The sequence below is a fragment of the Clostridium sp. CM027 genome, assembly GCF_024730565.1.
Taxonomy (GTDB): domain Bacteria; phylum Bacillota; class Clostridia; order Clostridiales; family Clostridiaceae; genus Clostridium_AD; species Clostridium_AD estertheticum_B.
In genome coordinates this window covers 2,798,887-2,824,842 of the sequence record NZ_CP077725.1, presented here as the reverse complement: position 1 = coordinate 2,824,842, position 25,956 = coordinate 2,798,887, and the positions used below count along the sequence as shown (strand labels likewise).

The window sequence follows — 25,956 nt, the reverse complement described above, 5'->3', positions numbered from 1 at the left end:
ATAAATTTATCCATAGATAATATAAGGTAGTAAAGTAGCTCCCATTCCCACCCCCTATAATATTGACGCATATTTCATATAATGCTATTCTATTTATAGAATAGCAAATGAGGAAAAAAATGACATCGTTAATAAGGATTTAAAGTGCTTTTTTCAATCTATAAAATAAATTAATAATAAGGGTGTGATTTCATGAGACTTCACAGGCTGCTCGGAATTATTATGTTGCTTAATACACGAGGAATAATGAAAGCCGGAAATTTATCAAAAATACTTGAAACCTCAGAAAGAACTATATACAGAGATATGGATATATTGTGCGAATCAGGTATTCCTATTTTATCAATTCCAGGTCCCAGTGGAGGTTTTTCTTTTGTTGAGGGGTATAAAATCAATTCTAATAACCTAGCGAGCGGAGATGTAGTTAATCTATTGCTTTCAGGTATGGGTATACACTCAGAAAAAAATACTGAAATGTCGCAGCAACTAAAACTTGCCGTCATTAAGCTTGAAAATAGTGTATCAAAGGAACATAGAGAAGAAATTATTAAAGCTAAGGAAAGGTTTTTTATTGATTCGCAACCTTGGTGGGGCACGCGAATACAAAATCAGAATGTAGATATAATAAAAAAATCAGTGCTTAATTTAAAAAAGTTAAAAGTTCACTATAAAAAATTTGACGGAGAAGTATCCGAAAGGATTATAAGACCTTATGGTGCTGTGGTAAAAGATTCTCAGTGGTATGTGGTAGCGTTTTGTGAATTAAAAAACGAGATTAGAATTTTTAAATGTAGCAGAATTGAAAGTATTGAAGTGCTAGATGAAAGCTTCAGCATGGATGAGAACTTTAACCTGGGAAAGTTTTGGGAAAATAGTAAGCATCAATTTGTGAGACAATCCTACCTCAAAGTAAACCACGCTTCATACCCTGTTAAAATTAAATTCTATGAGGAAAAGAAGCGGACCCTTGAAGGCTTTTGTGTACTCTCTTCCATGAAAGTTAATGATAATTGGTTTTATGATATCGACATGATAAGTTTTCAAACTGCCTGCAATGTAATTTTTCCTTTAAGTGATAGAATTGAGGTTTTAGAGCCTATAGAGCTTAGATCGTACATAATTAGAAAAACAAATATAATTTCATATTTATATAGGGCTACATAATTCCTGACATACTGTTGGCAAGGATTCCCTGATATAATTGTGATATCAAATAAATGGATGGAGGCAATAATTATGGAAGAAAAAATAGTAAGCTTTGAAGGATTTAAGGCTGTAGGTATACCTTATTTTGGAAACAATAGTAATAGTGAAATTGCTACTCTTTGGGAATCATTTAACAAAAACTGCGGAGACATAAAGCAAAAAAGCAAGTCCATGCTGTATTATGGTATATGTGATTATGGAAATTGTGGAATGGATTCAGAAGGTAGGTTCAACTATACTGCTTGCGCCGAAGTAGACAGCTTTTCTGATGTACCTGAAGGTATGGTAACAAAGGTTGTCCCAGAGGGTAAGTACATGGTGTATACTTATAGTGGAGCTATAAAAGATTTAGGTGCATTTTACAATGATGTATTTGAAAAGTTCATTCCATCCTCTTCGTATGAATTTGATTGTAGACCCCTACTAGAATTGTACGACGAGAGATTTATGAATAATGGACAATTTGACATATGTGTTCCTATTAAATAACACTTTTATAACTCATAATTGGGTGACTTCCACCAAATTATGAGTTATTATCACATATAACGAATTATACCTGCTACCCTAGCTAAAATATTAATTTTAAGATAATCAGAACTTCTTATATCTACTAAATATATTTCACTTTTTGCTCCCTAAAATTAAATTGTATTCTTAATTTCCCATCCTTGTAACCGGCTTTAATGATTTCCTTTGATTGTAATTTTTGTGGAAGTACAAAATTTCGTTTTTCATTTTTAATGGAAATACTAATTTCATCTCCATTTTGAAGTAAATTTAATTCATTTTTATCTACAAAAGGCATATTGATATTTAAATAATAGCTTTCATCTGTACTTGATTTTTCAATTTCAAAAATTTTGTCTTTAAAGAGCACTTTGTCTGCAGAAACTTCTTTAAATATACTTTCTCCCATATTTAATAGGACCTCATAATTCCTAACCTCGCTATGCATTAACTCAGTTTTGAAAATTGGTACCGGGCTAAAACTTTCACTTATCTCCTTAAGATTTTCACTTTGAAGCTTCATCCATTTTTCGAAATATCCTTTCCCTCCCTCTTCTGAAATTATTTTATTTACAATAATTGCGTCTACATTAAAATCATAGAGATGCAAATAAGAAAAATTTCTTTTAGCTTCCTTGATAACAATCTTTTCTGGAGTAGTAACTATTCTAAGGCTTACCTTATCCTTTTGGAGCATTAACTTATGGAGTTCATCAATTTTCTTATATAGCATTTCTATTTCATCAAAAGTTCTCTCATCAGGAAGCGGAATCTTTACTGTATGCTCAATTATTGGCTTTGCAATTTTTGCCATCTTTCTTTTCATAGGAAAAATTTTGTCCATCCACCACTTGAAAAGCTCTGGAAACTTCAAAAGCGACATAGTTTCGCCAGTAGGAGCACAATCAACTATTAACACCTCATAGTTATTTTCATCATTAATCTGTTTAATTTTAAGTAAGGAGATCAGATCCTCGAACCCTGGGAAAACCAGTAATTCTTCAACCTCAATGGTTTTTGCATTTTTTAAAAGCATCAATTTTTCTATATAGCCTTTGATATTCCCCCAAATAGCTTCATTTTCAATAAGAGCATCCACCTCTATAGCTTCTAAATTTTCTGAAATTTGGGTAGGTGTATTCGATAGCTTTACACCGAAGGCATCGGAAAGACTATGAGCCTGATCAGTGCTCATTATAATCACATTTTTCCCCTGCTTTGCAATCTGGCAGGCTGCGGCTGATGCGACACTAGTTTTTCCAACTCCACCTTTTCCTGTATATAAAATAATTCTCATTTTAATCCCTCCAATTCAATTATAAAAAATCTACTTTAACCTTTTTAATCTCTTGGTTTGCTTCCTCTTCCGCTTTTTCACAACCCTCGTTAATAAGATCCAATCCAATATCCTTAATAAGGATAATTGCTTCCTTCTCAAAGTTATTGATCTTGTGCAAGATTTTTTCTGGCAAAACATCTTTTATAACCTCATATTTAAGTTTTTCTATTCTTATCAATTTTTTAATTATTTCACCATTCATCTAATCCACCTTCTCATCAAAATAAATAGATAGATAATCCTCATTAAAATCAGCTTTACTTATTGAGTATTTTCTCAGTGAATTTGGACAAGGAATATTCCTCTTAAAATTGCCTATTTTTATGGATATATCAGAACCAGTTTCATACAGTTCTAAGTCTTTCTTATCTCCAAAAGGCACATAAACTTGAAGCTTATAACCACCCTCAACCTTTTCAAATTTCTCGTTAAAGGTTATTTTTTGAACCTTAAATATATCCTTAACATTCAGAGAATCCACAACTATCCTTTCTAAGCCGCAAATTCCATTAATATCTACCTCATACCATTTAATTTTGAACCTCGGTAAATTCAAAAATACTGAATCTATTTCTTCCATGTACTTTCCTTGAATGCATTTCCACTCATCAAAAAATTCATTACCTATATCCTGGGGTATTATCCTGTTAATATATATTGCATCTACATTAAAATTATAAAGATTTAAATACATGTAATTTCTCTTGGTCTCTTCAATAACCATTTTTTCAGGAATTGTAACCAATCTTATACTGCAACTCTCTCTATCCTTAAATAAGTTTTGAAGATCTGTTAGCATTATATAAAGTTTTTCAATATCATTCATAGCTTGCTTATCAGGCATTTCTATTTTAAATGCTATTTTAGAGATAGGTCTGAGCACTTTCATTGCAACCTTTCCAATGGGAAATAATTTCTCCATGTACCAACTCATAAGCTCTGGAAATTTTAAAAGGGATATGGTCTCTCCTGTGGGTGCACTATCCACAATTATTAGGTCATAAGTACCTTTGTCATATAAATCTTTAATTTTCAAAAGACAAAATAGCTCTTCCATTCCTGGAAACACAACAATATCCTCAAAACTTTCTGCTTGCTCTTCATCTTTAAAAACCATCATTTTTTTAAAAGCAGCTTGAATACTCCCATAATAATTCTCCATTTCATAATTAGGATCAATTTCAAGCCCCCATAAATTTTCCCGCATTTCTGTAGGCTCATTCTTTATTTGTTGCATAAAAATATCACTCAAGTTATGTGCCATATCAGTGCTAACAATTAAAGTTTTTATTCCCTCTATTGAAGCCTTAAGTGCATGAGCTGCTGCGGCGCTTGTTTTACCCACTCCACCTTTTCCAGTAAAAATAATTATTCTTTTCATATCAACCCTCCTAATTTTAATTCTTTAATTGAATAGTTCTTTTAACGAAGTATTTCTTCTTAAAATAACTCAGGTTCACTGAGCTATTCAATAATTATTTTTCTTAATTTTTTAACAGGAACATCTTCTTTAACTGGATTCTTAATTCCCTTAAAAACTCCCAGTACTTTGTTATAAATACTTAAAGCTGAAGAAATTTCCTCCTCGGTAAGCTTTCCGTAAATCTCAATAAAATATTTAACAATCATAGCCTTTTCCTTCTCAATCACAGTACTTGCAACCTCTGTAAGGGTTATTAAAACTATTCTTCTATCCTCTGCACTTCTTATTCTTTCTACCATTAGCTTTTTTTCTAATCTAGCGATAACCCCTGTGGCAGTATTTAATGGAGCATTTATGTACTCTGCTATTTCCGTCATATTAGCATTCTTTTTTCGATGCAAGAATAATAATGCTAATATTTCATTCTTAGAAAAATCTAAGAATATATCACTCCACTGTTCTGGAAAAAACAAAACCTTAAACTCATCAATATGATTAAAAATAATTTGCTCTATTTTGTTTATATCCATAAACTTCCTCCGAATTAGTTCTTGTTACGAATTATATTTTAATTCTATCACCGAAGTATTTTCTTGTCAATAAAATTGCATGAAAAAGTATTACATGTACCCTTCTGTGCTTAATTGCTTCCCGCTAAGTATCCTGTAGAAAATGCCATTTGAAGATTATATCCACCTGTCTCAGCATCAATATCCATAACTTCTCCTGCAAAATAAAGATTTTTTATAAGTTTTGATTCCATAGTTGAAGCATTTATTTCTTTAACTTTAACTCCACCTGAAGTTACTTGAGCTGCTTTAATCGATAAAGTTTCTCTAACTGTTAGTTTCATTTCCTTCATATAAGTAATTATCTTATTCTCATCAGTCTTCTTTAAGTCATTAATCTTAACCTCTGTTACTCCTAACATATCAAATATTTCTTTCAAGTAATTTTGTGGAAGAATGCCTTTTAAATTATTAAGTACAGTCTTATTTGGATTGCTCCACATAATCTCTGATATTTCCTCCTTAGACTTATTTCTTAAAAAATCTAAAGTAACTTGTACTTCTCCCTCTCCTAAAGCTTTGCTTATATAAGATGAAAGCTTTAACACTGCTGGTCCTGATATTCCAAAATGAGTGAATATCATATCACCAAACTTTTCTATACTCTTCTTTTTAATCTTAGCTGAAACTACAACATCCTTCATTGCAACGCCTTGTAAACTCTTAACAAACTCTTCCTTTATAACTAATGGGATTAATGCTGCGTATAAAGGTGTTATAGTGTGTCCACATTTACTTAATACTTCAAACATAGAACCATCTGAACCAGAATCTGGGTAGCTCTTTCCTCCTGTTGTAACAATTACCTTTTCGCCTAAAATCCGCTTGCCATCATCCGTTACTACACCTTTAATTTGTCCATCTTCAACTATCAACCCTTGAACCTTACTGTTATACATAATCTTAACATTATTTCTTTCTAAATCATTTTTCAGTAATTCTATAACTTCATCGGCCCTATTACTTTTGGTATATATCTTTTGGTCAAGCTCCTCCTTATATTCTAATCCAATTCCTTTAAAGTATTCTAAAAGTTGATTATTTGAAAATGTATAAAGAGCGCTATATAGAAATTTCTTATTACTTACTATCTTATCAAAAAATTCCTCTATATCTCTATTATTTGTAATATTGCATCTGCCTCCACCCGTAAGTTTTAGCTTTGCACCAATTTCTTTGTTTCTTTCTATTAATATAACTTCACTATTTTTTGCTGCACTGATAGCTGCCATGATACCAGCAGGTCCTCCTCCAACAACAATAACTTTTAGCATAAACACACCTCACTAATTTTCATTTTTTAGTCCTTTAATACACTTTTTTAAAATCCTCATAATATTTTTATCGCAAGTTTCACCCTGAAAAATAATGCTTAATACGCTACCTTCTAAAATGCCTTTTAATAATTGTGACTCATCTATAATAATCCCTCCCTTCTATTCTATTTATAGTAGTAATTATACTAATAATAAATCCTAGAATTCAAATGAAGCTAGGATTTATTATTATATCATTTTACGTGCATCAATTATTGTTTGATATAAAGCTATTAGAATACAATCAATAATCTGATCTTTTTTCTCCCCTGTAGTTTTCTCAGAGTAACAAATGATTTTTAGCTTCTCTATGCACTTATCTATTTTAGACTGATGTTCTTGCGATATTTTTTCAATATATTTAATTGGAATTTTCTCTTCTACCCATCTCTTATTCGTATCGTTAATGCCTAACTCTACTAATGATAGTATCTTACAAAACAAAATATCTGGATTATCCTGAATAGTTTCATTTATAAGCATGATTTGATTAATAATAGACTTCCATACATCATATTTAATTTCTAAAAACATCCTCATATATTTATCCTCAAAAGTAGGAATTTGATAATTTACTATATCATCAATATCATCAATAGCAGAGGATTCTTCCTTGTTGTGTTTCGAATCTTCCAACAAATTATTTAATCCTGGTATCTTTAAGGTCTTAATCAATAAAGGTAAAAAATTAGAAGGTATAGGCACTCCGACTAATGTTAGATTTTCTAAAATACTTATGCTCTCTGTAATTGCTAGAAAAGCTATAACAGTTTGAGATAACATGCTTGTATTTACTATTGGAACTATAATATTCTCTAACAATTTAACTGTAATTATGGAAAGTGTATAAGTGCTAACTTTTTTAGTGAATTTACGTAGTCCCACACTTGAAAACCTTTTATATTTTATAGCAGTATATATTCCTGTAATAGTATCTAAGCTAATAAGCACCAAAAGTATAGTATATGAAGTTTGTATGCTTGTGAATATTTTAGAAAGGATGCCCAATATTCCAGATATTCCATATATTTTTAAAAAAATGTTGTTCTTGTCCATTTTCTCATCTCCATTAATACTAGACAACTATAAACATGGGACAAATAATTAAAACAAATTATTTGTTCCATATAATATATGCAGCATTTAAGAGTACTGGCATAGATATATTTATCCATATTCTAAATAATATTAGTTGGAGATGACAAATGACTGTATACTAATATGAATAAAATGTTGATAAAGTGGCGGTTTCATACTATGGTTGTGGATAACTTTAAGAATACATCTACAGATTTCGATAAACTCGTATTAAGCAAGGTGAACTTCCACAAATAAATTCTACGTTACTTATGGTATGGTTCACCGTAACGGGTATAACGTAGACTTTTCCTAAGTTGTCTACTAGGAATATGGTATAAATATATTATACTAATTAATCTATTTTCTCCTTATAGGAATCCATACTTCGCATCTATATCCACTCTGCCCATCATCATTCCAAAAGTTTTTTTCAATACATGGCCCCTCCATTTGTTCAAATCCAGAAGAGGGGAACCATTCTGAATATATACGTCTCCAAATATCTTGTATAATCAAATTATTGGGCACAGCTCCATTACCTTCAAATACTGCCCATGTAAGTTTTGGTACCTCTAGTATAGTAAATTCATCTGGTATATCTTCTTCGAGAATTTCATCTCCCATTATATATTTTCTTGTTCCATCTTCTTCAAATCCATAATGAAATCCATTTAACAAAGTGCCTTTGGGGTTTCCTCGAAGTTCATTTATCCTATCATGTGTTCCATTTTTAAAAATCTTATTAATAAATTTGGGTATCTCCTCATACGCAGCATCATTAAGCGCCGTTGTTACAAATTCTGCACCAAATACTTTGAGATCTCCCTTTTCAACTATTCTATAAATAATTTCATATTCTCCTTTTATTGATATTTGAAAAGAAATCTTGGGAAAAGCTTTAATTTTTCCATTAAGCTTTTTTAAAGCTGATGGTGATATCCCATGCAATCTTTTAAAAGCTTTGGTAAATGCTTCGGGATTTTCATAACCATATTTCAATGCTATATCAGTTACTCTTTTGTCTGTTGCAACCAACTCTTCTGCGGCAAGGGTAAGTCTGCGATTTCTTATATACTGAGTTACTGTAAATCCTGTTAATGCATAAAAAACACGCTGAAAGTGATATCGTGATGAACATGCAACTTTTGATATGTCATCTATATTAAGTACTGCGTCCAAATTTCTTTCAATGTATTCAAGTGTATTGTTAAGCAATGTAATTATTTCTAACTTCCTCCTCTCCTTTCAAAATCATTATATGGAATTCCACTTATTTCATCATCTTATATATATAACTTGTTATAACTTCACAATACTTATCAGGCTCTTCAATTCTAGCATAATGACCAGAAAAATCAAATGTAACCACTTGTTTGTCTTTCGCTCGCTTCATAAATTCCTCTGTTTGTACTTCACAAGTTATTGGATCATATTTACCTTTAATTAATAAAGAAGACTTATTTACATTTGATAATTCAGTAAATACATCATTATATACTCGCCAATCCTTTAGTAATTTCATTCTTGTATTTGTAGATTTACGCCATAAGCTTCCACCATCTTTAGTAGCCACAGCTATTTTTTCAATTATTCGCTTATCATTTCCATACCACATAAAGTTATTACAGTTCCCTCCAAGCTCATTTAATGCCTTCATAAGAAGTTTATTAATTCCTTTGTAATCTTTAATATCTTTTAATGCTTTAAAATATTCTTCTGCCAATATAGGGTTTCCTAACTTAGCCAATTCATTAGCTGCCGCCTTTAGCATAGAACGCTCTGAAAGTGCAAAATCAAAAGACGGACATTCATATATCATATATTCAATAGAATCAGGGTATAAATTAGCATAAAGAACAGCAATATACCCACCAAATGAGTGACTAAGCAGTGACCATTTATTTATATGTAATTTTTTTCTTAATTCTTCAAAGTCTTCAATAATATCTTCTAGTGAAATATTTTCTTCATCTAAAATAGCCTCAGATCTCCATACTCCCCTTTGCTCTGGAGCTATAACTTTAAAGTTCTTTGATAATCTTTCCCCCTGATATTGAATAAAATCTACAACACCAATTCCACCGGGCCCACCATGAATAAATAACAATACTGGTGATGAATCCTCTCCTAGAATTTCAGTATAGATATCTTTTCCCCTAATTTTATAATAATCTCCCATCTAATACGTCCTCCCTATAATAACCTTAATTATTTCCTAACTTCTTAGCTAAACTAAAGTATATCAGAATATAGAATCTTAGTTCCGTCTTTTTGTGCTTTAATTTGTCTAAATTAATTCATTCTAAACTAATTAAATATTAACTACATTTTACTGTTACTATTTCTAGGCAGGGTAATTCTTAATAACACTATTAACATTAATAGTGTTACATAAAAAAAAAGTCTCAAAAAATAGCAGCCCCAGTTGCAATTGGATAGCTACTATTTTTGTAATTTATTTAAGTTATGATACGCCTTAGAACCCTATTATCTCTTTTGAAACCAGTCATACCAGTAATTTCGAGAAAAGTCTACGTTGTTTGTGGTATGGTTCTCCTTATCAGTATCAAGTGCGGTTTTTCGTTTAACCTATCACCTTGAAATCTACATAAATAATTATTAAATGTACTATTTCAAAAACTATAGTTGGAATAATAGCAATGAATTTGTAAATATAAAATTTTAATTATATATGAAATAGGTTATTTACCTATAGATATTGATGCTGCAAATTTATTTTTTCAACTAATATCAAAAAGATATGAAAGACATTGTACAATCATTACTACAAATCCCAACTTCTCAAATTGGTTTATATGTTAGAAATATAAAAGAATAATATATTCAACTATATACTTGGAGTATATCCTCTTTTATTATTCCCATGAATTTATCTACTTCTTCCATAAATGGGCTATGTTCAGAATTTTCCAATTTGTAGAATTGCTTTTTAGGAGCTTTTAATCCTTCATAATATTTTAAAGCAATGTCATAAGAAACCTGCTTATCATATATACCATGAAAAATGTATACTGGTACTTTCAATTCTTTAATTGTTTCATTTAAATTAGTAATATTTATAGAGTGATTCATAGGCTGTTCAAGGGATAATAAAGAACCTGCTGCATATCCATATTTATCTTTTATTGTATACTCCTTAGCCTTAAATATTGGCATTAACAACCCGCATTTTGATTTTGGCATATGAAATACACCATACCCCTGTTCATTCATAATTGAAGAACGTACCATAAGATAATCAGTAGTTATGTCCTCAGGTGTATTAAGTGTAAATTTCTTAAGATTTTTTATAGACTTCTCATCCCCATTTGCTTCAGCTGTTGATAACATAAGTTCATATCCAAGTTTTTCTGACTCAAATTGATTAACAACTTGTCCAATTCCTAAATAGGCTTCATAAAGTTCAGGATATCTATCAATAGAATTTATCCCCAAAAATGATCCCCATGAGTGTCCCATTATATATATTTTTTCTTTACCAAATCTCTCTCTTAAGTAATTTGTGACCTCTACAGTATCAAAAATCATTTGATCCAGAGTTATACTTCCCTTTTCAATTGATGAAGAATAAGACATTCCACTTCCTCTTTGTTCCCACCAACAAACTGTAAAATAATCTTCTAAATTAATATTATATTCTTTTGCAAGAACATATTCTGGATTGCCAGGTCCACCATGTAAAAATAATAACACAGGATTAGTATCTTTTTTACCTTTAATAATCATACCTTGCTCTAAGCCACCAATTTCAACCCTTGCAATTTCTGATACGCTTCCTTCTAATACATTTCCATTTTCATCAAGGTATGATTCTACTTTCCCTGGACCCCATAACCATAAAATAAATAACATAATTAATAACAATCCTATTATTGTACCTATTACAATACTAAACATTTTAAAATACCTCTTCACCCTAATTTTATTCATACCCTTCCTTTGCAATAAATTCAAATGTTTAATAATTAATTTAATCTTTTATATTTAACATTTGAATAACTGAATCTGCTAGTATTTTTATCATCATCTTAACATTAATCTCATTTAAATGATTCATTTTTTGCAATGCTACATGATTTACTATACCATCTATCACTATACCTATATACTGAATAATATTATATAAATCCTCTTCCGGTAGCATTCTTCCTGAGTCTATTTCACTAGATACATAGGCAACACTTTGTTGAATCATATCATTCATTACTTCTTTAAAATATAACTTATTTCCTATCTCTTGCCATAAGCTCAAATCAGCGTTTGCTTGATTAGAAAGCTCATAATACATCTTTGGCCCTATTTCTTCTAGGACATGATCTATATATGCTCCAATAAGCTCAAATAAGCTATAAATCTTTTCCTTTGCTGACTCCTCTGCATTTATAATTTCCAAAATCATAGACCGATTATAAAATGGTTGTTGTTTTTGATTTGCCAATGCAATAAATATCTCAAGCACAGACTTAAAATATCTATATACATTTCCTTGACTAAAACCAGTTTCTTTAATAATATCCCTCATTGTAATCTTATAGAGTGGTTTTTCTTCATAAATATTACTCGCACATTGCATAATAAATTTTCTTCGTTCTTCAATATACTCTTCTGATACTTTTGGCATAACATCCTCCCACCTTAAATGACACTTTGTCATTTATTTTTTCATTATAACTCATATTTTAAAATTAATCAATACAAGATGACACTTTGTCATTTTTCTCTAAAATAGCCATTTAGTTTAATCAACTCCATAAAGAATAGGAAGCCAAATAGCTTCCTATTAAAACCTCATTTATTTATGGTATGGTTCTCCGTATCTGTACTATATGAGATTTTACCATTTTATTCTTCTGTATATAATCTACATAATTATGGTATAATCCTAAAGCACAATTTAATAGTTGAATACGGGCTACTGGTATCACTTTACCTCTTGTTGAAGGGAGGGCGATACACATGAGTAACGATACATTAATGTTGCTATTTACAGCAGGTATATTCTTAATAGCATTATTAACATTTATAGTGTTGCTTATAGAAAAAAATCTCAAAAAAATAGTAGCCCCACCTCGCAATTGGATGCTACTGTTTTTATTTTCTGCATTTCTTATTTATATTATATTAAATTTTCATGAAAAATAAACATAAATATTTTTTAAATAATTATCTCATCTACAAATTGGAATTTATATATTTCGGCTTATCTTAAAACTGAGCACAATAAAAATCAAAACTAATCAAAAAACTTCCCCTTATAAAAATTCTCATTGTCAAGTTTCTTTGCCGTCAGCCTGAACATGACGCAGCCATCTGGGCATACAACGTCCTTGCTATATTTACCATTTCCGCCAATGTTCTCTAAATCTCCGCCACTTCTGACCGACTCCATGATTGGGAACATAATCATCATAACCTTGGAACAGATACCCTGTCCATCCGAATTTATGGGACAGCCATAGGTGCAGGTATACTTATCCCCCACTTCTTCGCCGTTTCGGCAGTATCGCTCTGTATGGTCACTGCGAAGAAACCCAGTTACCTCAATTTCAAATTCGTACTCCTCATCATACCATTTTTTCATGATTAACCTCCAAATTCTAATTTATCTTTCACTTAAAACTTATTTACTATTTTATTATAACATATTTTGTAAAATTATTATTACTTATGATACATTATTTTAGTCTATAAAGACAACCTTAACCAAGTAATATCAATGGTTAAGGCCAAAAACCTCATTTATTTATGGTACGGTTCTCCGTATCGCTACTAAGTGAGGTTTTTTTTAGATTATTTTTTAATTTCGTTTAATACCAAATCGGTAGTCTCTTTTTTATCAAATATTTTCCTTTCTATAATACTATCTCCTAATGCATTTGTAATAATTTCAATTATGCCTTCAACCAATAAAACTAATTTATCATTATCGTCTATTATTTCTAATATTGGTTTACAATAAGATTCAACTTTATTACTATTAAACTCTGGCATTTCTTGATTTTTAGTACTTATTATTCTTATAGCCATTAATATGTGATATCTCATTCTTTTGTTTGATTTATCTATCCTATTAGTTCTAAACAAAGATTCTAATTTATAATAAGCTAACGCACTCGTATAATATGGTAGGTGTTTGTGACCTTGCTTAAATATTTTATTTCCCATTTTCTTTGCTATTGTTCCATAGTAACCTGAGACACCATGTGGATTATTCAAAAACATAGATGTGAAAACTTTAATTTGCGTTGGAATATCTATTATTCTTGTTTTCTGAATACTATGTGTATTATATTGATTAGTTCTTCTTTCATAATACAATTTGTTAGAATCATTTTCATCTATCGTCTGATAAAAGACTTCTAAATTCCTTTGAAATTCTGATAAGGCTTCAAGTTGTTCCTTTTTAACTTCACTTTGATTATTGGTAGCCTTAGTTATTTCGTTCTTTATATCATCTCTTTGCGTTATAACAATTCTCAATGGTATATATACATTCTCTATTCCAACTCTAAAATAACTAATTTCTATCATAGTTATTACCTCCTACATAAAAATACTCTTACCCATATTGTTAAGGTAAGAGTTTTCTTTAATATAATATATATTTCAAAATAGTATTCATTACACATGAATTGGCCGTTTAAATCATTTTAAAATATTTAGAAGGTTGGAAATTGCATCATTTAATACTATTGGAACACTTTGTTCATTAATTGTTTTAAGTTTTAAATCTCTCCATCCTCGCATTTCACTTTATACAAATTAAATCTATCACCACTATCTTCATATTCTTTAATTTGTATATAATTTATAAAGACTTTTTATATTTCTTAAAGTAGTCTGAACTTGAAAAAATTAAAAAAGCACCAAAAATTATAAAAAATACTGCTGAAAAATATTGTTTCCCAATTAAATGCCATATTCCTATAGCTAACCATAGAACGCCTGCAATTGCATATAATTTCCATAAACTTTTATTATCTATTGCTTTACTATTACACTTACCATATTTTTTTATTTGCTTAATTATTGAATTATATGCTAAATAAGGCATAAAATTAAAGACAAATATAAATATATCAATTATTAATAATCCAAGGATAATCAAAAATATAGGTTTAATAACAATTAAGGAAACAACTAGCAACCCCATTAGTGCTATAGCTATTATTAAAGAATATAGAGTTCCTTTTCTTGTTCGATTTCTTATACTTGTATATTTATCTATTTCTGATTCACAATCACTATAAATAGGTTTAGTTCCAGCTTGTGCTGAAAAAATGTGCATATAATTTTCTATAGAAACAACAAGTTTCCATCCTGCTTCTTTAAATATAGTGAAGTATTCTTCATTTGTCTCTGTTTGGTAATCTAGGTTATATACTATGTTTTGAGGCTTATCTTTTCTTAGTTTATAGAAAAAGCCCCCTACTATGTCTTCTAATATCCAACCTTGACTTGCATAATTTTTTAGTTTTTCCATATCACCTTCTTCATTAAAGGCAAGTCCACTAATCATTACATATTTACTTTTCATGAATATCCCCCTTTTCTAATTTAAAAAATTTTGAGCAAATTTAACCATCTGTTTTTTACGCTCAATCTCTTTTATGAGCATCTCTCGTCCTTTATTTGTTATTTTATATACTTTTTTATTTTCATCTGTGTCAGAATTTAACTCCACCAACTCTGCTGCTAAAAGCTTTTTCAGTGTTGTATAAAGTGATGCAGGACCAATAGTAACTTCATTATTAGTAAGGTTCTCAATAGTTTTCATAATTAGATATCCATGCTTTTCCTCAGTAACACTAGATAAAATATAAAAAGCAGAATCTGTTAGTTCCCCAATATCAATAGAATCTTTTCTTGGCATAAAATGCTCCTTCCTATTATATATATATATATCATTTATTGATATATCATTTATTGATATATCAATAAATATAATATATCAATAAATGATATATTTGTCAAATGTTTATCTACTGCTTTTTTATTTATATATTCTTGTTTAATTATAAAAAAACACCACAAGGAAGGCTTCTACTATAGCCAACCCTGTAGGCGTTATCCAAACTTTTATCATTACATTTTAAAATCCAATTTTAGTAAAAACCTCATTTACTTATGGTACGGTTCCCCACTTATTATTCTAAACCCTCTATAAACCTGTTCCAGTAGCATTACTCTAAATAATTGATGTGGAAAAGTCATCTTTGAAAAACATAATTTGTAATTAGCTCTTTCTAAAACAGCCTTAGATAGTCCCAATGAACCTCCAATAACAAAAGCTATATTACTGTCACCTCTTATACCTAAATCCCTTATATAATTGGACAACTCCACTGAGGATAACGTCTTTCCATTTAGCTCTAGAGCAATTACAAACATATTATCCTTTATGCTTCTAACTATTGCCTCTCCTTCTTTGTCCTTTATTATAACCTCTTCCTTTTCAGAGGCATTATCAGGAGTTTTTTCATCACTTAATTCAATTATATTAAGTTTACAATATCTAGATAATCTTTTTGTATATTCATCTATAGCACTTTTTAAATACTTTTCTTTTATTTTTCCTACACAAATTATAGTTATATTCATTTTTAGCTCTCCTTTATTTCACTTATATTACATTTATCATAAATATAATATAAGATTGCATGACATATTTCAAAATTACAAACCAGATCATTACCTGCGGAGCTGGAATGTCGTTAAAAACAAATAACATGGATAAACCCCCATGTTATAACTAAAATTCGAATGGCATTCTATATGCTCAAGTCTCTTTTCTTATAAAACACATATGTGATGCTTATGGTTGCTGAAATAATTATAATTGATAAAACTACAAAACTCAATTGAAAACCACCACCATTAATCAAATTCTTAGCTTCATAATATTTGAATGGTGTAAAGTATTTAACATTTTTAAATTTACCGCTTAAGTCTATTGCCATAGATAACATATACGTTATTAAAAGAACTGCTGTAGATATTGATGTTGCAGTCTTTGGATTTTCGCTTATTGCAGCTATGGCCGTGCCAATAAACATAAATATAAGCTGCAAAACAAACATTCCGCTCATTAAGATTACTATCTCTGTGGTTACTGCTTCCCCTTTACTGTATTTCCCTACCACAATGATCGAAGAAACCAAAGTAATAATATTAAATATTAAAACATTCACAAAGGCTGCCAATAGTTTTGATGTTATGATTTTATTTCTTGAAATAGGTTTTGAAAGTAGAAACTCTGCAGTTTTATCTCTCTCTTCTTTTGAAATTATATCAGCCCCAAGCATAGCAGCATGAATAGTTGCCATAAGCGCCAAATATAAAAAGAGCATTCCATAATAACCACTAGCCTTTGACAAATCAAAACTACCTATACCAAAGATTGTTTGCATAGATTTTGGCATTTGATCAAATAAATCATTCATTGACTGACCTGAGGCTGATAATGCAACATATTTGCCCATACCAGCAATAACCATAAATAAAATACCAAAAGCCCATATAATAAGCCCTTTTCTATGGGCCCTCATCTCTACAATAAATACATTCATAAACTAACCCCCTCGTATCATTCATTAATAAATATTAAGTGTTAACATATCTAAGCAGCATGAACATCTTTTTTAGAATATATAAAATAGCTGGCAGTAATTGCAAACGCAATAAATCCTATTCCTATTATACTAAATGAAACCTCATAACTTGAATTTTTCATGATGTAATTTGCGTCAAAATACTTAAAAGGAGTAACGTAACGCATGGCAGCATCTCCCGATGTAGCTGCAAACATACCAATAATGAAAAATGTAAATACAGTACCAAGGGAAATAGGTAGCACCGATTTAATCTTTGGCATCACAACTGAAATTATAATCCCCAAAGCAAGAAACATAATCTGAACGAAAAACAATGTAATAGAAATCATAAAAAATAGCTTGTAACTATAGTCTTTTGTTGAAACAATGGACACCATAATGCTAGAAGCTAACAAGTAGATTATATTAGTAATTACAAGACAGGTTAATGCAGCCATTAGCTTTGATGTCATAATCGCCCTGCGAGTAACAGGCCTAGTTAAAAGAAAATCTGCTGTTTTTGCGCCAACTTCCTTTGATACAATGGAGGTTCCTAGATTCATAGCTTGAATGGCACCACAAAGTGTTGTATATAAAAACATATAGGAGTAAAACCCTAAAATAGAAGACATACTATCTACAGAGAATCCCATTGCTTTTCTTACTGGCTCTGGAAATCCTTTCATTATTTCTTTAAATGCCTCAGCTTCCTTTGAAAAAGCGGGGAACATTGATAAGAAAAGAATAACAAGTGTTATTAAAGAACAAGTCCATATAATAGTGGATTTCCTATAAGTCTTTAATTCATGAAGAAACATATTCATAGCTTTTAGTCCTCCTTTTCATAGTAATGCATAAAGATCTCTTCGAGGTCTGGCTCTTCAATCCAAAGATTACTTATTTCTATTTCCGAAATCTTTTTCATAATAAAATTAATATTACCACTAAACAAAAAGCTTACTACATTATCCTTTATATCTAAATTGGCGACTCCACTGATTTTAAAATAATTATCATCTATTTTTGATTTTACCTCAATTTTAATTTTTTTATGGTTACTTTCTTGTAATGTACTAATCTTATCAACCTTTATTATTTTCCCCTCTTTAATAATTGCAACACGATTGCATAGCCTCTGGACCTCACTTAAAATATGAGAAGAAAGTAAAATTGTTGCACCTTTTTTGTTCTCCTCCTCAAGAAGCTCAAAGAATTTTTGTTGCATAAGCGGGTCAAGTCCACTAGTGGGCTCATCAAGTATAATAAGTTTAGGTGAGTGTAGCAGGCCTTGAACAATACCCACTTTCTTTTTATTCCCAAAAGATAAATCATCAATTTTCTTATTGAGGTCAAGATCCATTATCTCAGCTAGTTCTGTAATTCTTTTGCTACAATCTTTCTTGTAAAAACTAGCAGAATACTTTAGTAAATCAATAACTTTCATATTATCATAATAAAAAATTTCTGACGGTAAATATCCTATTTCCTTCCTTATCTCAGGACCAAATTCTATACAGTCTTTACCGAAAATTGTAGCACTACCACTAGTAGGATAAATCAGAGATAATAACGTTCTTATCGTTGTTGATTTACCTGCACCGTTAGGTCCAATAAAACCAAAGATTTCTCCTTGTTCAACATTAAAACTTACATTTGTAATACCTCTTGCTTTACCATAACTTTTAGTCAAATTTTTGATTTCAATAGCATTCATTAATAATCCCCCCTGTAATCTTGATACAATTATATTGTTTATTATAGATATTCCTCCTTGTATACTGCATTTTTATAAAAATCATAAATATCAAGTGCCTGTTCATACATTTCGCTCATACTTGAATGATTTTTAACACCTTCGTTCCAGATTCCTTCTGAACACCATCCAATCATTTTATTTAGCTTTTCAATATCCGTGCCATCTTTGAACTTATTTAAATCGATTTTTTCAAACATTTGCTTATACATTTTTTCTTCGATTTTATCATTGATTTCTTTCATTGAGTCAGCAATCTCTGGCATTTTTTCGCAACTCGCTTTAATCACAAATTTATACATATAAGGATATTTTTCTAAAAGAACCATTGTAAAATTCAGACTTTGCGTAAGCATTTTAAAATAATCTTTCTCATCAAAATTAAACTTTTCGTACACTTTTTTCTCATAATTCTTCATAGCATATTCATATAAAAAAATAAATAATGACTTTTTGTTCTTAAAATATTGAAATAATGAACCTTTGGAAATTTTAGCCTCCGCTGCAATATCGTCTGTTGATGCATGTTTATAGTCCTTTATAGAAAATATATTCGTCCCTGCATTAATAATTCTATTTTGTTTTTCTTCATCCAATTTATAAAAGATCTGATACATAAAAAACTCCTTTCTGATTAGTATAGTCATAATATTACCCCGATGACTGAAAAAAACAACCCCCACAGGAAATATATTGTTATTTTACCAACAATATCTTCGTTAATTAATATATTTATCCTTTTATTAGAATAGCATCTAATTGATTAAATTATAAAAAAATGCAAAAAAAATAAATAAAACTTACCACAAAAGTGCAAAGTTTTATTTACTACAATTCATATATTGTTTTACATAATTATACTATATTATTTCCCACAGCATTTTTTGTATTTTTTCCCACTTCCGCAGGGGCAAGTGTCATTTCTTCCGATTTTGTCGTTATTGACCACCATTTTGGAATCTCTATAAGCTATTTGAATTTCTCTTCTTTTTTCTTTTGAAAAAATCCCTTCCCATTGTGGAAGTTCATATAAATAATCTGCTTTTGCGTCTAGCATATTGAAATAAAGTTTTTCAAAATCTATTTTGAAATCTACTTTTGTATCACTTTCAGTTTCTTCTAGTTTTATAGGGTCTAAAAGACTATCGTTTATCCCATCAGCAAATCCCATGAAATATATGTTAGATACATCAAAGTATTTTGCAAGCTCGTCCATTGTACCCTTAACTTCATCTTTATGGTTTGATAATAATTTTGTATAGACACGTTTTTCTATTTCCCCATAATCATGCCAAAATGCAGGTTCTCCTTTACGTTTAACATAATCAACCACCATATCTGTCCACTCTTTATATAAACTCATTCTCTATTCTCCTCCGAATCATACTATATTTTGTTATATTACATTATTTTAATAAATATTTCGCTAGCATTCAACATAAAATTGTTAAATCGAATATACTTTCAGAATTTCTTACAACTAACCTATTATTTTTTAATTGGAATTAGGTCCTCTTTACTAAAAGGCTTTGATATATCAAAATTTCCACCTATAGTATCAATATTCCTATTTTCCACTGTTATCTTTACTTTCTTTACAGATGACAATTGAGTTAATGACGCCGATATCCCTTTTAGACAGCTTTTTTCTTTTGTTTCTGTCATATCTATTTTAGCTTCTTTACTTAAATTAACATAAGCAATATTATCTTTAATAGAAAAACTTAATATCCTAGTCTCTTTAGGAAGTATTGGTTTTAGCTCACTTTTTACAGTAGGCCCTTTTACAAGTTCTTGCATAATAGTTTCCCCGATAAGTTCTTCTTTATTAATAAGTCTCTCATCTTTAACTACTCCTACATCAGAACCCTCTTTAGTGCCATCAAAATAAACACCCAATTGGATGAATCCATCTTTTTCTAGGGGCAGGTTTAGATTTTGAAGCTTTTCTTTATTTGTGACACTTTTCTCATCTTTTTTTTCGCACCCATAAAATGACATTGTTGAGCCAACTAGCAATGAACATAATAATATTTTGATTGCTTTTTTCATATTTGACCTCCCTTTAATAATCCACTAAAGTGGCCTAATTAACGACTTCAAAAGGAGATTTATGGCACTCACTAAAGTTTATATTCGTTATATTATGTAACACCTGCTTATAGACGTAAGTGACTTTCCTTCTGAAATGTTGTTAAAAGTTGATTACATCACTTGGCATATCTCTTCTAGCTAAATTCAAAGAAATATCCCTACCTATTTCAATATGATTTTCTTTGAGTATATTGACCACTGTTTGATAGGCTAAATCAGGATAATTATTAGTTTTACTCAAATGTCCCAAAAAAATATGTTTTTGCTTATCATTCATTATTTCTACTATAGCTTTCCCACATGCATCATTGGATAGATGTCCCATATTACTTAATATTCTTCTTTTCAACGGATACGGATATGGACCAAATTTCACCATTTCCACATCATGATTACTCTCGAGTAGAATTACATCTGCATCTTTTATCATATTCTTTACTTCATCAGAGAAATATCCTAAATCTGTAGCTATGCATGCCTTCTTATTACCACTATATAAAGCATATCCTATAGGCGCTGCCGCATCATGTGATATATTATAATTTATTATATGCATGTCTTTTATATCCACAGAATTATTATTGATGATTTTTATATTATTTTCTTTTATCTTACCTATCTTGATTTTCATAGCTTCCCAAGTATTCTCATTGGCATATATCGGTATATTATATCTTCTAGAAATAATTCCTGCACCCTTTATGTGGTCAGAATGTTCATGAGTAATAAAAATGCCATCAATATCATTAGGATCTTGGTTTATTTCTTTAAGTGCGCTTTCAATGCTTTTACCTGGCATACCAGCGTCAACTAAAATTTTTGTATTTTCTGACGCTACAAATATGCTATTTCCGCTACTTCCACTATATAATGGACAGAATATCATAATTGTCTCCTTTAATTTCAAATTGTTACATAGTAACTCTTTTTATATCCGCCCCTATGCTTCTAAATTTTTCTTCAATATTTGGATATCCTCTATCAATATGCTCTATGCCTAAAATTTCTGTAGTACCTTCTGCTATAAGCCCCGCTATAACCAAAGCTGCTCCCGCTCTTAAATCTGATGCAATAACTACTTTCCCTATAAGTTTATCTACGCCATCTACCGTAGCGACACTTCCTTCAACCTTTATATTAGCGCCCATTTTTTTAAGCTCGTCCACATGCTTAAATCTAGCTTCCCAAATGCTTTCATTTATTATGCTTCTACCCTCTGAAACAGATAACAATGTGTTCATTGGTTGTTGGACATCCGTTGGAAATCCAGGATAAGGCAAAGTCTTAATATTTACAGCCTTCAGTCTTCCTTCAGATTTAACAGTAACACTATCTCCACCTTCATGTACATCTGCTCCCATTTCCATAAGCTTTGCTGAAATTGATTCAAGATGTTTTGGAATAACATTATTTATAGTTACTTCCCCACCACAAGCAGCAGCTGCTATCATAAAAGTACCTGCCTCAATTTGATCTGGAATTACACTATAGTTGCATCCTGTTAATTCTTTTACACCTATAATTCTTATAACATCCGTACCTGCCCCTTTAATATTAGCTCCCATAGAGTTTAAAAAGTTAGCTACGTCAACAACATGTGGTTCTTTTGCAGAATTTTCTAAAATAGTTGTACCTTCTGCAAGCGTTGAAGCGGCCATTACATTTATTGTTGCACCTACACTAACAACATCAAAATAAATACTAGTTCCAATTAGTTTATCTGCCTGAATGTTTACAGCACCATTCTCAATAACTACTGTTGCTCCAAGTGCTTCAAACCCTTTTATATGTTGATCTATAGGTCTTACACCTATAGGGCACCCCCCCGGAAGCTCTACCCTAGCCTTTTTAAACCTAGCTAAAAGCGCACCAATCAAATAATAGGAAGCTCTCATTCTTCTTACATCTTCTGTGTTAGCATCAATGCTAGTTATATTTGTACTATCTATAGAAACTGAATTTTTTTCTCTTTTAATTTCACAGCCTAAATTTTCCAATATTCTTTCTATACAATTTACATCTTCTATATTAGGAATATTTTCAATGATACATTTACCCTTACTTGCTATTATAGCTACTGGTAAAATTGCTACTGCTGCATTTTTTGCACCACTTATTTCTACCTGACCAAAAATACGTCGGCCTCCGTTAATTACCAATTTATCCATATTTGTATCATCCTCACTATGCATTATATATTAATTACTTTCATTTTTATACATACAATTGAATTATACCATAATAACATTATATTTTAACATTTTTTTTAAATGTTAGACGATATTATTTTATTAAACACAGAATTTCTTACAATATTTATACTTTGCAAAAAAAATAACGTAAAAAATCACCCGTGCTTCCACGAGTGATCTTTACATTGTTTAACTTTATTATATTGTTTTAAAACTTCCGCAGTCTGTACATTCTGGTGTTTTAGCAACACTTTCATGTTTTACAACTTCAATTTTGTTTAAAGTGCAGTAATTATCATCTTTACAATGGTATTCACATTCATTTACGGTACAACCTATACTGTCATTATGTTTCATAAGAAAAGCACCTCCCTTTATTAATTATAAAACTATTGTTAGCATAATCAAAAATAATTATGCTAACAATACAAAAATATTTGAATTATAACATCTTCATTTTTTCCCCTTAATAAGTTACAAACAAATCTTCATACATAAATTTACACAGGAAATACAAAACCTAAAAATTATGTTATAATACACTTATAATTTACTCAAAATAATGTTAACCAACATTGGTTATTAATTTTGCTTGGAGGAAACATATGAAATATTTTTTAGTTGCGTTATTTGATGATTTATCTAATTCTACAGTTCAAAATATTCAAAGAAATATCTGTAGAAAATATAAACTATATAAGAGTTCTCCTAATCTTTTTATACCTATAGTTTCAATAATTAATCCTGATTTAGAAAAATTAGATGTTGTTGTTTCTAAAATTCTATCTCCTTATAAAAAATTTAAAGTGGGCATAAATAATAGTATTAGTTTAAACGAAAATTTAAGTCAAGTTAATCTTGATGTTGAAGATAAAGGATATATTTCTCGATTAGCAAGAAATATTACAGACACTTTAGATTTACATAGTTTTAACGTTAAAAGTGATGATTATAATATTGATTTAAATATTCTATTAGCTAATGCCAATCACATCATTAAAAAGTCATATAACGGAAGTACACTTTCTATTAATGACGCTTTAGATAAGGATGATTTCTTGCAGTTTGTAAAGGTTTCTAAACTTGAATTGTGGAAACAGGTTAGTACTAAAAAGGAAATGCTAGTTAAAAGTTATGAGCTAAGGGAATACTAAAAACATAAAGTTATATTTTAGGTTTGAGGGGGATGACAATGATTTACTACTTGGTTGGCTTATTTGATAAAGTTTCTTATAAATATATAGAATCTATGCAAAAGGCAATCTGTGAAAAGTATAACCTATACAAGTCTGATGCTAATTTACCTATGCTTCATGTAACTCTAGAAATAATAACTAATCCCAATCTTTACGATTTGGATACTGCTTTAAAAAACATTCTTAAGAATTATACTAAATTTGAAGTTGAATTGAATGGTGTGATATGTTTTGACCCTCCCTATAAGTCTGTAAATTTAAATATTGGTAATGAAGGCACTATATATCAATTATCTAAAGATATAAATTCAATTTTAAATTTACATGGCTTTAAGGTTAGAGATGATATTGAAACTTGGAATTTGCATATCTCACTAGCTAACACAACTTTTGCTGATAGAGAATGGTCTAATAGTGAATATTTAGCAGCTTGTGCTTCAGCCAAGGATGAAAATTTCTCAAGAACTATCACAGTGGATACTGTCGAACTTTGGAAACCTATAAATAACAATGATGAAATGGTGACTAAGAAATATATTCTATAAAATATATCATTCGATTTTCTTGCACCTTAATATCGATTAAAATGAATATACATAATTCAGTAAAAAGGCGGTTTCAAATATGAATTTACAAAAATTATTCCAGATGCAAAATACTTTAGACCATAGAATTCAAGTGCAACATAACCTTGAAGGAGTACCCTTATTACAAAAAAAAATACTTTCCCTTCAAGTGGAACTAGGCGAACTCGCGAATGAAACTCGTTGTTTTAAATTTTGGAGTACAAAGAAACCTTCAAGTAACGATGTAATTCTTGAAGAATATGTTGATTGTATACACTTTATTTTAAGCCTCGGAATAGAAAAAAACTTTCAAGATATTACTTTGAATACTAAATGTATTACCTCTGAATTATCTCAGCAGTTTTTAACTGTGTATACAAATATTTCAGATTTTATAATTTGTTCTTCTCTTGATAACTATTTAAATATTTTTCAAAATTTTTTGAGTTTAGGTCAAAATCTAGGATTTTCAGAAGAAGATATTGAAAATGCATATTTCTATAAAAATAAAATTAATCATGAAAGACAGGATAATGGATACTAATTCATATTCAAATATAGTGAAAACCTTTCTTCTGAAAGGTTTTCACTATATTTTTTTAATATTATAACACATTCTGGGTAAACTACTCTAGAGGAGTGTGATTGTAATTGGGATTAATATTTTCTATAGTCGCAGGCATCTGTATGAGTCTTCAAGGTGTTTTTAATACAAGGGTAAGTGAAAAAGTTGGGCTTTGGGAAACTAACGTATTCGTTCAAGGAACTGGATTCATCGTGACCTTAATAATACTCCTTATAGTTGGCAATGGTAATATCAAAGCTATAAAAGAAGTAAATAAATTATATTTACTAGGAGGATTCTTAGGGGCTATAATTATATTTTCTGTTATGCAGGGAATATCAATAATGGGACCGACCTGCTCCATTGCAATTATATTAGTTGCTCAACTACTAGCCGCCGGTGTAATTGATAGATTTGGAATGTTCGGAGCTCAGCAAATTAAATTTGCTTTATCTAAGTTTATAGGTATTGGCATAATGATTGTAGGTATAATAATTTTTAAATGGAAATTTTAATAATCTTTTTTATTAACA

Annotated in this window: 32 protein-coding genes; 8 read left to right on the top strand and 24 right to left on the bottom strand. The window is 30.0% G+C overall.

Going from position 1 to position 25,956, the window contains the following annotated elements; genetic code table 11:
• Nucleotides 1-192 precede the first annotated feature (192 nt).
• Nucleotides 193-1,164 carry a YafY family protein gene (locus KTC92_RS13360; RefSeq protein WP_220286246.1) on the top strand — a complete coding sequence of 324 codons (972 nt, stop codon included), beginning with the start codon at nt 193-195 and terminating at the stop codon, nt 1,162-1,164.
• A 72-nt stretch (nt 1,165-1,236) separates the two neighbouring features.
• The gene (locus tag KTC92_RS13355; RefSeq protein ID WP_216302090.1) at nt 1,237-1,695 is read left to right on the top strand and encodes a GyrI-like domain-containing protein; all 459 of its coding nucleotides are present in this window, start codon (nt 1,237-1,239) and stop codon (nt 1,693-1,695) included.
• Nucleotides 1,696-1,819: 124 nt separating this feature from the next.
• Here the strand turns inward: KTC92_RS13355 and KTC92_RS13350 are convergent, their stop codons facing one another.
• From KTC92_RS13350 to KTC92_RS13315, 8 genes are all read right to left on the bottom strand, one after another.
• Nucleotides 1,820-3,013: an ArsA family ATPase gene (locus KTC92_RS13350; RefSeq protein WP_216302091.1), complete on the bottom strand. Its 1,194-nt coding sequence runs from the start codon at nt 3,011-3,013 to the stop codon at nt 1,820-1,822.
• Between the two features lie 19 nt (nt 3,014-3,032).
• Nucleotides 3,033-3,257: a hypothetical protein gene (locus KTC92_RS13345; protein ID WP_216302092.1), complete on the bottom strand. Its 225-nt coding sequence runs from the start codon at nt 3,255-3,257 to the stop codon at nt 3,033-3,035.
• Nucleotides 3,258-4,436 (bottom strand): ArsA family ATPase, encoded by a 1,179-nt coding sequence (locus tag KTC92_RS13340; RefSeq protein ID WP_216302093.1) that lies wholly within the window; start codon nt 4,434-4,436, stop codon nt 3,258-3,260.
• 83 nt (nt 4,437-4,519) lie between these two features.
• The gene (locus tag KTC92_RS13335) at nt 4,520-5,008 is read right to left on the bottom strand and encodes a MarR family transcriptional regulator (RefSeq protein WP_220286245.1); all 489 of its coding nucleotides are present in this window, start codon (nt 5,006-5,008) and stop codon (nt 4,520-4,522) included.
• A 110-nt stretch (nt 5,009-5,118) separates the two neighbouring features.
• Entirely contained in the window at nt 5,119-6,321 is a 1,203-nt protein-coding gene (locus tag KTC92_RS13330) for an NAD(P)/FAD-dependent oxidoreductase (RefSeq protein WP_216302095.1), read from the bottom strand.
• Between the two features lie 231 nt (nt 6,322-6,552).
• Nucleotides 6,553-7,419: a phage holin family protein gene (locus tag KTC92_RS13325; RefSeq protein WP_216302096.1), complete on the bottom strand. Its 867-nt coding sequence runs from the start codon at nt 7,417-7,419 to the stop codon at nt 6,553-6,555.
• Between the two features lie 381 nt (nt 7,420-7,800).
• Entirely contained in the window at nt 7,801-8,658 is an 858-nt protein-coding gene (locus tag KTC92_RS13320; protein ID WP_216302097.1) for an AraC family transcriptional regulator, read from the bottom strand.
• A gap of 55 nt (nt 8,659-8,713) precedes the next feature.
• Nucleotides 8,714-9,622 (bottom strand): alpha/beta fold hydrolase, encoded by a 909-nt coding sequence (locus tag KTC92_RS13315; RefSeq protein ID WP_216302098.1) that lies wholly within the window; start codon nt 9,620-9,622, stop codon nt 8,714-8,716.
• Between the two features lie 485 nt (nt 9,623-10,107).
• Here KTC92_RS13315 and KTC92_RS13310 point away from each other — a divergent pair, with 485 nt between their 5' ends.
• Nucleotides 10,108-10,266 (top strand): ATP-binding protein, encoded by a 159-nt coding sequence (locus tag KTC92_RS13310; RefSeq protein WP_216302199.1) that lies wholly within the window; start codon nt 10,108-10,110, stop codon nt 10,264-10,266.
• A 21-nt stretch (nt 10,267-10,287) separates the two neighbouring features.
• Here the strand turns inward: KTC92_RS13310 and KTC92_RS13305 are convergent, their stop codons facing one another.
• Together KTC92_RS13305 and KTC92_RS13300 are read right to left on the bottom strand one after the other, a co-directional pair.
• Nucleotides 10,288-11,361: an alpha/beta fold hydrolase gene (locus KTC92_RS13305; RefSeq protein ID WP_220286244.1), complete on the bottom strand. Its 1,074-nt coding sequence runs from the start codon at nt 11,359-11,361 to the stop codon at nt 10,288-10,290.
• 73 nt (nt 11,362-11,434) lie between these two features.
• Nucleotides 11,435-12,085 carry a TetR/AcrR family transcriptional regulator gene (locus tag KTC92_RS13300; RefSeq protein WP_216302100.1) on the bottom strand — a complete coding sequence of 217 codons (651 nt, stop codon included), beginning with the start codon at nt 12,083-12,085 and terminating at the stop codon, nt 11,435-11,437.
• Nucleotides 12,086-12,420: 335 nt separating this feature from the next.
• Here KTC92_RS13300 and KTC92_RS13295 point away from each other — a divergent pair, with 335 nt between their 5' ends.
• A complete protein-coding gene (locus tag KTC92_RS13295) occupies nt 12,421-12,606 on the top strand; it encodes a putative holin-like toxin (RefSeq protein ID WP_253198108.1) in 186 nt (61 codons plus the stop codon).
• A gap of 91 nt (nt 12,607-12,697) precedes the next feature.
• Here KTC92_RS13295 and KTC92_RS13290 read toward each other — a convergent pair whose 3' ends face one another.
• The 14 genes from KTC92_RS13290 to KTC92_RS13225 form a co-directional block, all read right to left on the bottom strand.
• Nucleotides 12,698-13,045, bottom strand: a complete 348-nt coding sequence (locus KTC92_RS13290; protein ID WP_216302101.1) for a TIGR04076 family protein — start codon at nt 13,043-13,045, stop codon at nt 12,698-12,700.
• 209 nt (nt 13,046-13,254) lie between these two features.
• Nucleotides 13,255-13,995 carry an AIPR family protein gene (locus tag KTC92_RS13285; RefSeq protein ID WP_216302102.1) on the bottom strand — a complete coding sequence of 247 codons (741 nt, stop codon included), beginning with the start codon at nt 13,993-13,995 and terminating at the stop codon, nt 13,255-13,257.
• Nucleotides 13,996-14,272: 277 nt separating this feature from the next.
• A complete protein-coding gene (locus KTC92_RS13280; RefSeq protein ID WP_220286243.1) occupies nt 14,273-15,001 on the bottom strand; it encodes a DUF2812 domain-containing protein in 729 nt (242 codons plus the stop codon).
• A 15-nt stretch (nt 15,002-15,016) separates the two neighbouring features.
• Nucleotides 15,017-15,337 carry a PadR family transcriptional regulator gene (locus KTC92_RS13275; RefSeq protein ID WP_216302104.1) on the bottom strand — a complete coding sequence of 107 codons (321 nt, stop codon included), beginning with the start codon at nt 15,335-15,337 and terminating at the stop codon, nt 15,017-15,019.
• A 248-nt stretch (nt 15,338-15,585) separates the two neighbouring features.
• A complete protein-coding gene (rlmH, locus tag KTC92_RS13270) occupies nt 15,586-16,065 on the bottom strand; it encodes a 23S rRNA (pseudouridine(1915)-N(3))-methyltransferase RlmH (RefSeq protein ID WP_165411754.1) in 480 nt (159 codons plus the stop codon).
• A gap of 170 nt (nt 16,066-16,235) precedes the next feature.
• On the bottom strand, nt 16,236-17,033 hold the full coding sequence (locus tag KTC92_RS13265) for an ABC transporter permease subunit (protein ID WP_220286242.1): 798 nt from the start codon (nt 17,031-17,033) through the stop codon (nt 16,236-16,238).
• Nucleotides 17,034-17,083: 50 nt separating this feature from the next.
• A complete protein-coding gene (locus KTC92_RS13260) occupies nt 17,084-17,881 on the bottom strand; it encodes an ABC transporter permease subunit (protein WP_220286241.1) in 798 nt (265 codons plus the stop codon).
• A gap of 5 nt (nt 17,882-17,886) precedes the next feature.
• Nucleotides 17,887-18,771 (bottom strand): ABC transporter ATP-binding protein, encoded by an 885-nt coding sequence (locus tag KTC92_RS13255; RefSeq protein ID WP_216302107.1) that lies wholly within the window; start codon nt 18,769-18,771, stop codon nt 17,887-17,889.
• A gap of 41 nt (nt 18,772-18,812) precedes the next feature.
• Complete coding sequence (locus KTC92_RS13250; RefSeq protein WP_220286240.1) at nt 18,813-19,427, bottom strand: TetR/AcrR family transcriptional regulator; 615 nt, start codon at nt 19,425-19,427, stop codon at nt 18,813-18,815.
• Between the two features lie 248 nt (nt 19,428-19,675).
• Nucleotides 19,676-20,173 (bottom strand): SEC-C metal-binding domain-containing protein, encoded by a 498-nt coding sequence (locus KTC92_RS13245; RefSeq protein WP_216302109.1) that lies wholly within the window; start codon nt 20,171-20,173, stop codon nt 19,676-19,678.
• A 125-nt stretch (nt 20,174-20,298) separates the two neighbouring features.
• Complete coding sequence (locus KTC92_RS13240) at nt 20,299-20,862, bottom strand: GerMN domain-containing protein (RefSeq protein WP_216302110.1); 564 nt, start codon at nt 20,860-20,862, stop codon at nt 20,299-20,301.
• A 142-nt stretch (nt 20,863-21,004) separates the two neighbouring features.
• A complete protein-coding gene (locus KTC92_RS13235) occupies nt 21,005-21,790 on the bottom strand; it encodes an MBL fold metallo-hydrolase (RefSeq protein ID WP_216302111.1) in 786 nt (261 codons plus the stop codon).
• A gap of 25 nt (nt 21,791-21,815) precedes the next feature.
• The gene (locus tag KTC92_RS13230) at nt 21,816-23,072 is read right to left on the bottom strand and encodes a UDP-N-acetylglucosamine 1-carboxyvinyltransferase (protein ID WP_165411760.1); all 1,257 of its coding nucleotides are present in this window, start codon (nt 23,070-23,072) and stop codon (nt 21,816-21,818) included.
• Between the two features lie 222 nt (nt 23,073-23,294).
• A complete protein-coding gene (locus tag KTC92_RS13225) occupies nt 23,295-23,453 on the bottom strand; it encodes a DUF1540 domain-containing protein (RefSeq protein WP_165411761.1) in 159 nt (52 codons plus the stop codon).
• Between the two features lie 248 nt (nt 23,454-23,701).
• Here KTC92_RS13225 and KTC92_RS13220 point away from each other — a divergent pair, with 248 nt between their 5' ends.
• The 4 genes from KTC92_RS13220 to KTC92_RS13205 all read left to right on the top strand — a co-directional run bounded on the left by KTC92_RS13220 (nt 23,702) and on the right by KTC92_RS13205 (nt 25,938).
• Nucleotides 23,702-24,250, top strand: coding sequence for a hypothetical protein (locus KTC92_RS13220; protein WP_220286239.1), 549 nt, complete (start codon nt 23,702-23,704; stop codon nt 24,248-24,250).
• 38 nt (nt 24,251-24,288) lie between these two features.
• The gene (locus KTC92_RS13215) at nt 24,289-24,837 is read left to right on the top strand and encodes a 2'-5' RNA ligase family protein (protein ID WP_216302113.1); all 549 of its coding nucleotides are present in this window, start codon (nt 24,289-24,291) and stop codon (nt 24,835-24,837) included.
• Between the two features lie 79 nt (nt 24,838-24,916).
• A complete protein-coding gene (locus KTC92_RS13210; RefSeq protein ID WP_165411764.1) occupies nt 24,917-25,402 on the top strand; it encodes a dUTP diphosphatase in 486 nt (161 codons plus the stop codon).
• Between the two features lie 107 nt (nt 25,403-25,509).
• Entirely contained in the window at nt 25,510-25,938 is a 429-nt protein-coding gene (locus tag KTC92_RS13205) for a DMT family transporter (RefSeq protein WP_258280603.1), read from the top strand.
• Nucleotides 25,939-25,956 lie beyond the last annotated feature (18 nt).

Excerpts from the sequence above, each read along its gene's own strand:
- KTC92_RS13225 (WP_165411761.1), bottom strand. The coding sequence starts at position 23,453 with ATGAAACATAATGACAGTATAGGTTGTACCGTAAATGAATGTGAATAC.
- KTC92_RS13330 (WP_216302095.1), bottom strand. The coding sequence starts at position 6,321 with ATGCTAAAAGTTATTGTTGTTGGAGGAGGACCTGCTGGTATCATGGCA.
- rlmH (WP_165411754.1), bottom strand. The coding sequence starts at position 16,065 with ATGAATATAACTATAATTTGTGTAGGAAAAATAAAAGAAAAGTATTTA.
- KTC92_RS13290 (WP_216302101.1), bottom strand. The coding sequence starts at position 13,045 with ATGAAAAAATGGTATGATGAGGAGTACGAATTTGAAATTGAGGTAACT.
- KTC92_RS13280 (WP_220286243.1), bottom strand. The coding sequence starts at position 15,001 with ATGAAAAGTAAATATGTAATGATTAGTGGACTTGCCTTTAATGAAGAA.
- KTC92_RS13300 (WP_216302100.1), bottom strand. The coding sequence starts at position 12,085 with ATGCCAAAAGTATCAGAAGAGTATATTGAAGAACGAAGAAAATTTATT.
- KTC92_RS13250 (WP_220286240.1), bottom strand. The coding sequence starts at position 19,427 with ATGTATCAGATCTTTTATAAATTGGATGAAGAAAAACAAAATAGAATT.
- KTC92_RS13240 (WP_216302110.1), bottom strand. The coding sequence starts at position 20,862 with ATGAAAAAAGCAATCAAAATATTATTATGTTCATTGCTAGTTGGCTCA.
- KTC92_RS13360 (WP_220286246.1), top strand. The coding sequence starts at position 193 with ATGAGACTTCACAGGCTGCTCGGAATTATTATGTTGCTTAATACACGA.
- KTC92_RS13260 (WP_220286241.1), bottom strand. The coding sequence starts at position 17,881 with ATGAATATGTTTCTTCATGAATTAAAGACTTATAGGAAATCCACTATT.
- KTC92_RS13315 (WP_216302098.1), bottom strand. The coding sequence starts at position 9,622 with ATGGGAGATTATTATAAAATTAGGGGAAAAGATATCTATACTGAAATT.
- KTC92_RS13275 (WP_216302104.1), bottom strand. The coding sequence starts at position 15,337 with ATGCCAAGAAAAGATTCTATTGATATTGGGGAACTAACAGATTCTGCT.
- KTC92_RS13335 (WP_220286245.1), bottom strand. The coding sequence starts at position 5,008 with ATGGATATAAACAAAATAGAGCAAATTATTTTTAATCATATTGATGAG.
- KTC92_RS13230 (WP_165411760.1), bottom strand. The coding sequence starts at position 23,072 with ATGGATAAATTGGTAATTAACGGAGGCCGACGTATTTTTGGTCAGGTA.
- KTC92_RS13340 (WP_216302093.1), bottom strand. The coding sequence starts at position 4,436 with ATGAAAAGAATAATTATTTTTACTGGAAAAGGTGGAGTGGGTAAAACA.
- KTC92_RS13220 (WP_220286239.1), top strand. The coding sequence starts at position 23,702 with ATGAAATATTTTTTAGTTGCGTTATTTGATGATTTATCTAATTCTACA.
- KTC92_RS13285 (WP_216302102.1), bottom strand. The coding sequence starts at position 13,995 with ATGATAGAAATTAGTTATTTTAGAGTTGGAATAGAGAATGTATATATA.
- KTC92_RS13210 (WP_165411764.1), top strand. The coding sequence starts at position 24,917 with ATGAATTTACAAAAATTATTCCAGATGCAAAATACTTTAGACCATAGA.
- KTC92_RS13295 (WP_253198108.1), top strand. The coding sequence starts at position 12,421 with ATGAGTAACGATACATTAATGTTGCTATTTACAGCAGGTATATTCTTA.
- KTC92_RS13215 (WP_216302113.1), top strand. The coding sequence starts at position 24,289 with ATGATTTACTACTTGGTTGGCTTATTTGATAAAGTTTCTTATAAATAT.
- KTC92_RS13235 (WP_216302111.1), bottom strand. The coding sequence starts at position 21,790 with ATGATATTCTGTCCATTATATAGTGGAAGTAGCGGAAATAGCATATTT.
- KTC92_RS13255 (WP_216302107.1), bottom strand. The coding sequence starts at position 18,771 with ATGAATGCTATTGAAATCAAAAATTTGACTAAAAGTTATGGTAAAGCA.
- KTC92_RS13325 (WP_216302096.1), bottom strand. The coding sequence starts at position 7,419 with ATGGACAAGAACAACATTTTTTTAAAAATATATGGAATATCTGGAATA.
- KTC92_RS13350 (WP_216302091.1), bottom strand. The coding sequence starts at position 3,013 with ATGAGAATTATTTTATATACAGGAAAAGGTGGAGTTGGAAAAACTAGT.
- KTC92_RS13345 (WP_216302092.1), bottom strand. The coding sequence starts at position 3,257 with ATGAATGGTGAAATAATTAAAAAATTGATAAGAATAGAAAAACTTAAA.
- KTC92_RS13265 (WP_220286242.1), bottom strand. The coding sequence starts at position 17,033 with ATGAATGTATTTATTGTAGAGATGAGGGCCCATAGAAAAGGGCTTATT.
- KTC92_RS13305 (WP_220286244.1), bottom strand. The coding sequence starts at position 11,361 with ATGTTTAGTATTGTAATAGGTACAATAATAGGATTGTTATTAATTATG.
- KTC92_RS13355 (WP_216302090.1), top strand. The coding sequence starts at position 1,237 with ATGGAAGAAAAAATAGTAAGCTTTGAAGGATTTAAGGCTGTAGGTATA.
- KTC92_RS13245 (WP_216302109.1), bottom strand. The coding sequence starts at position 20,173 with ATGAGTTTATATAAAGAGTGGACAGATATGGTGGTTGATTATGTTAAA.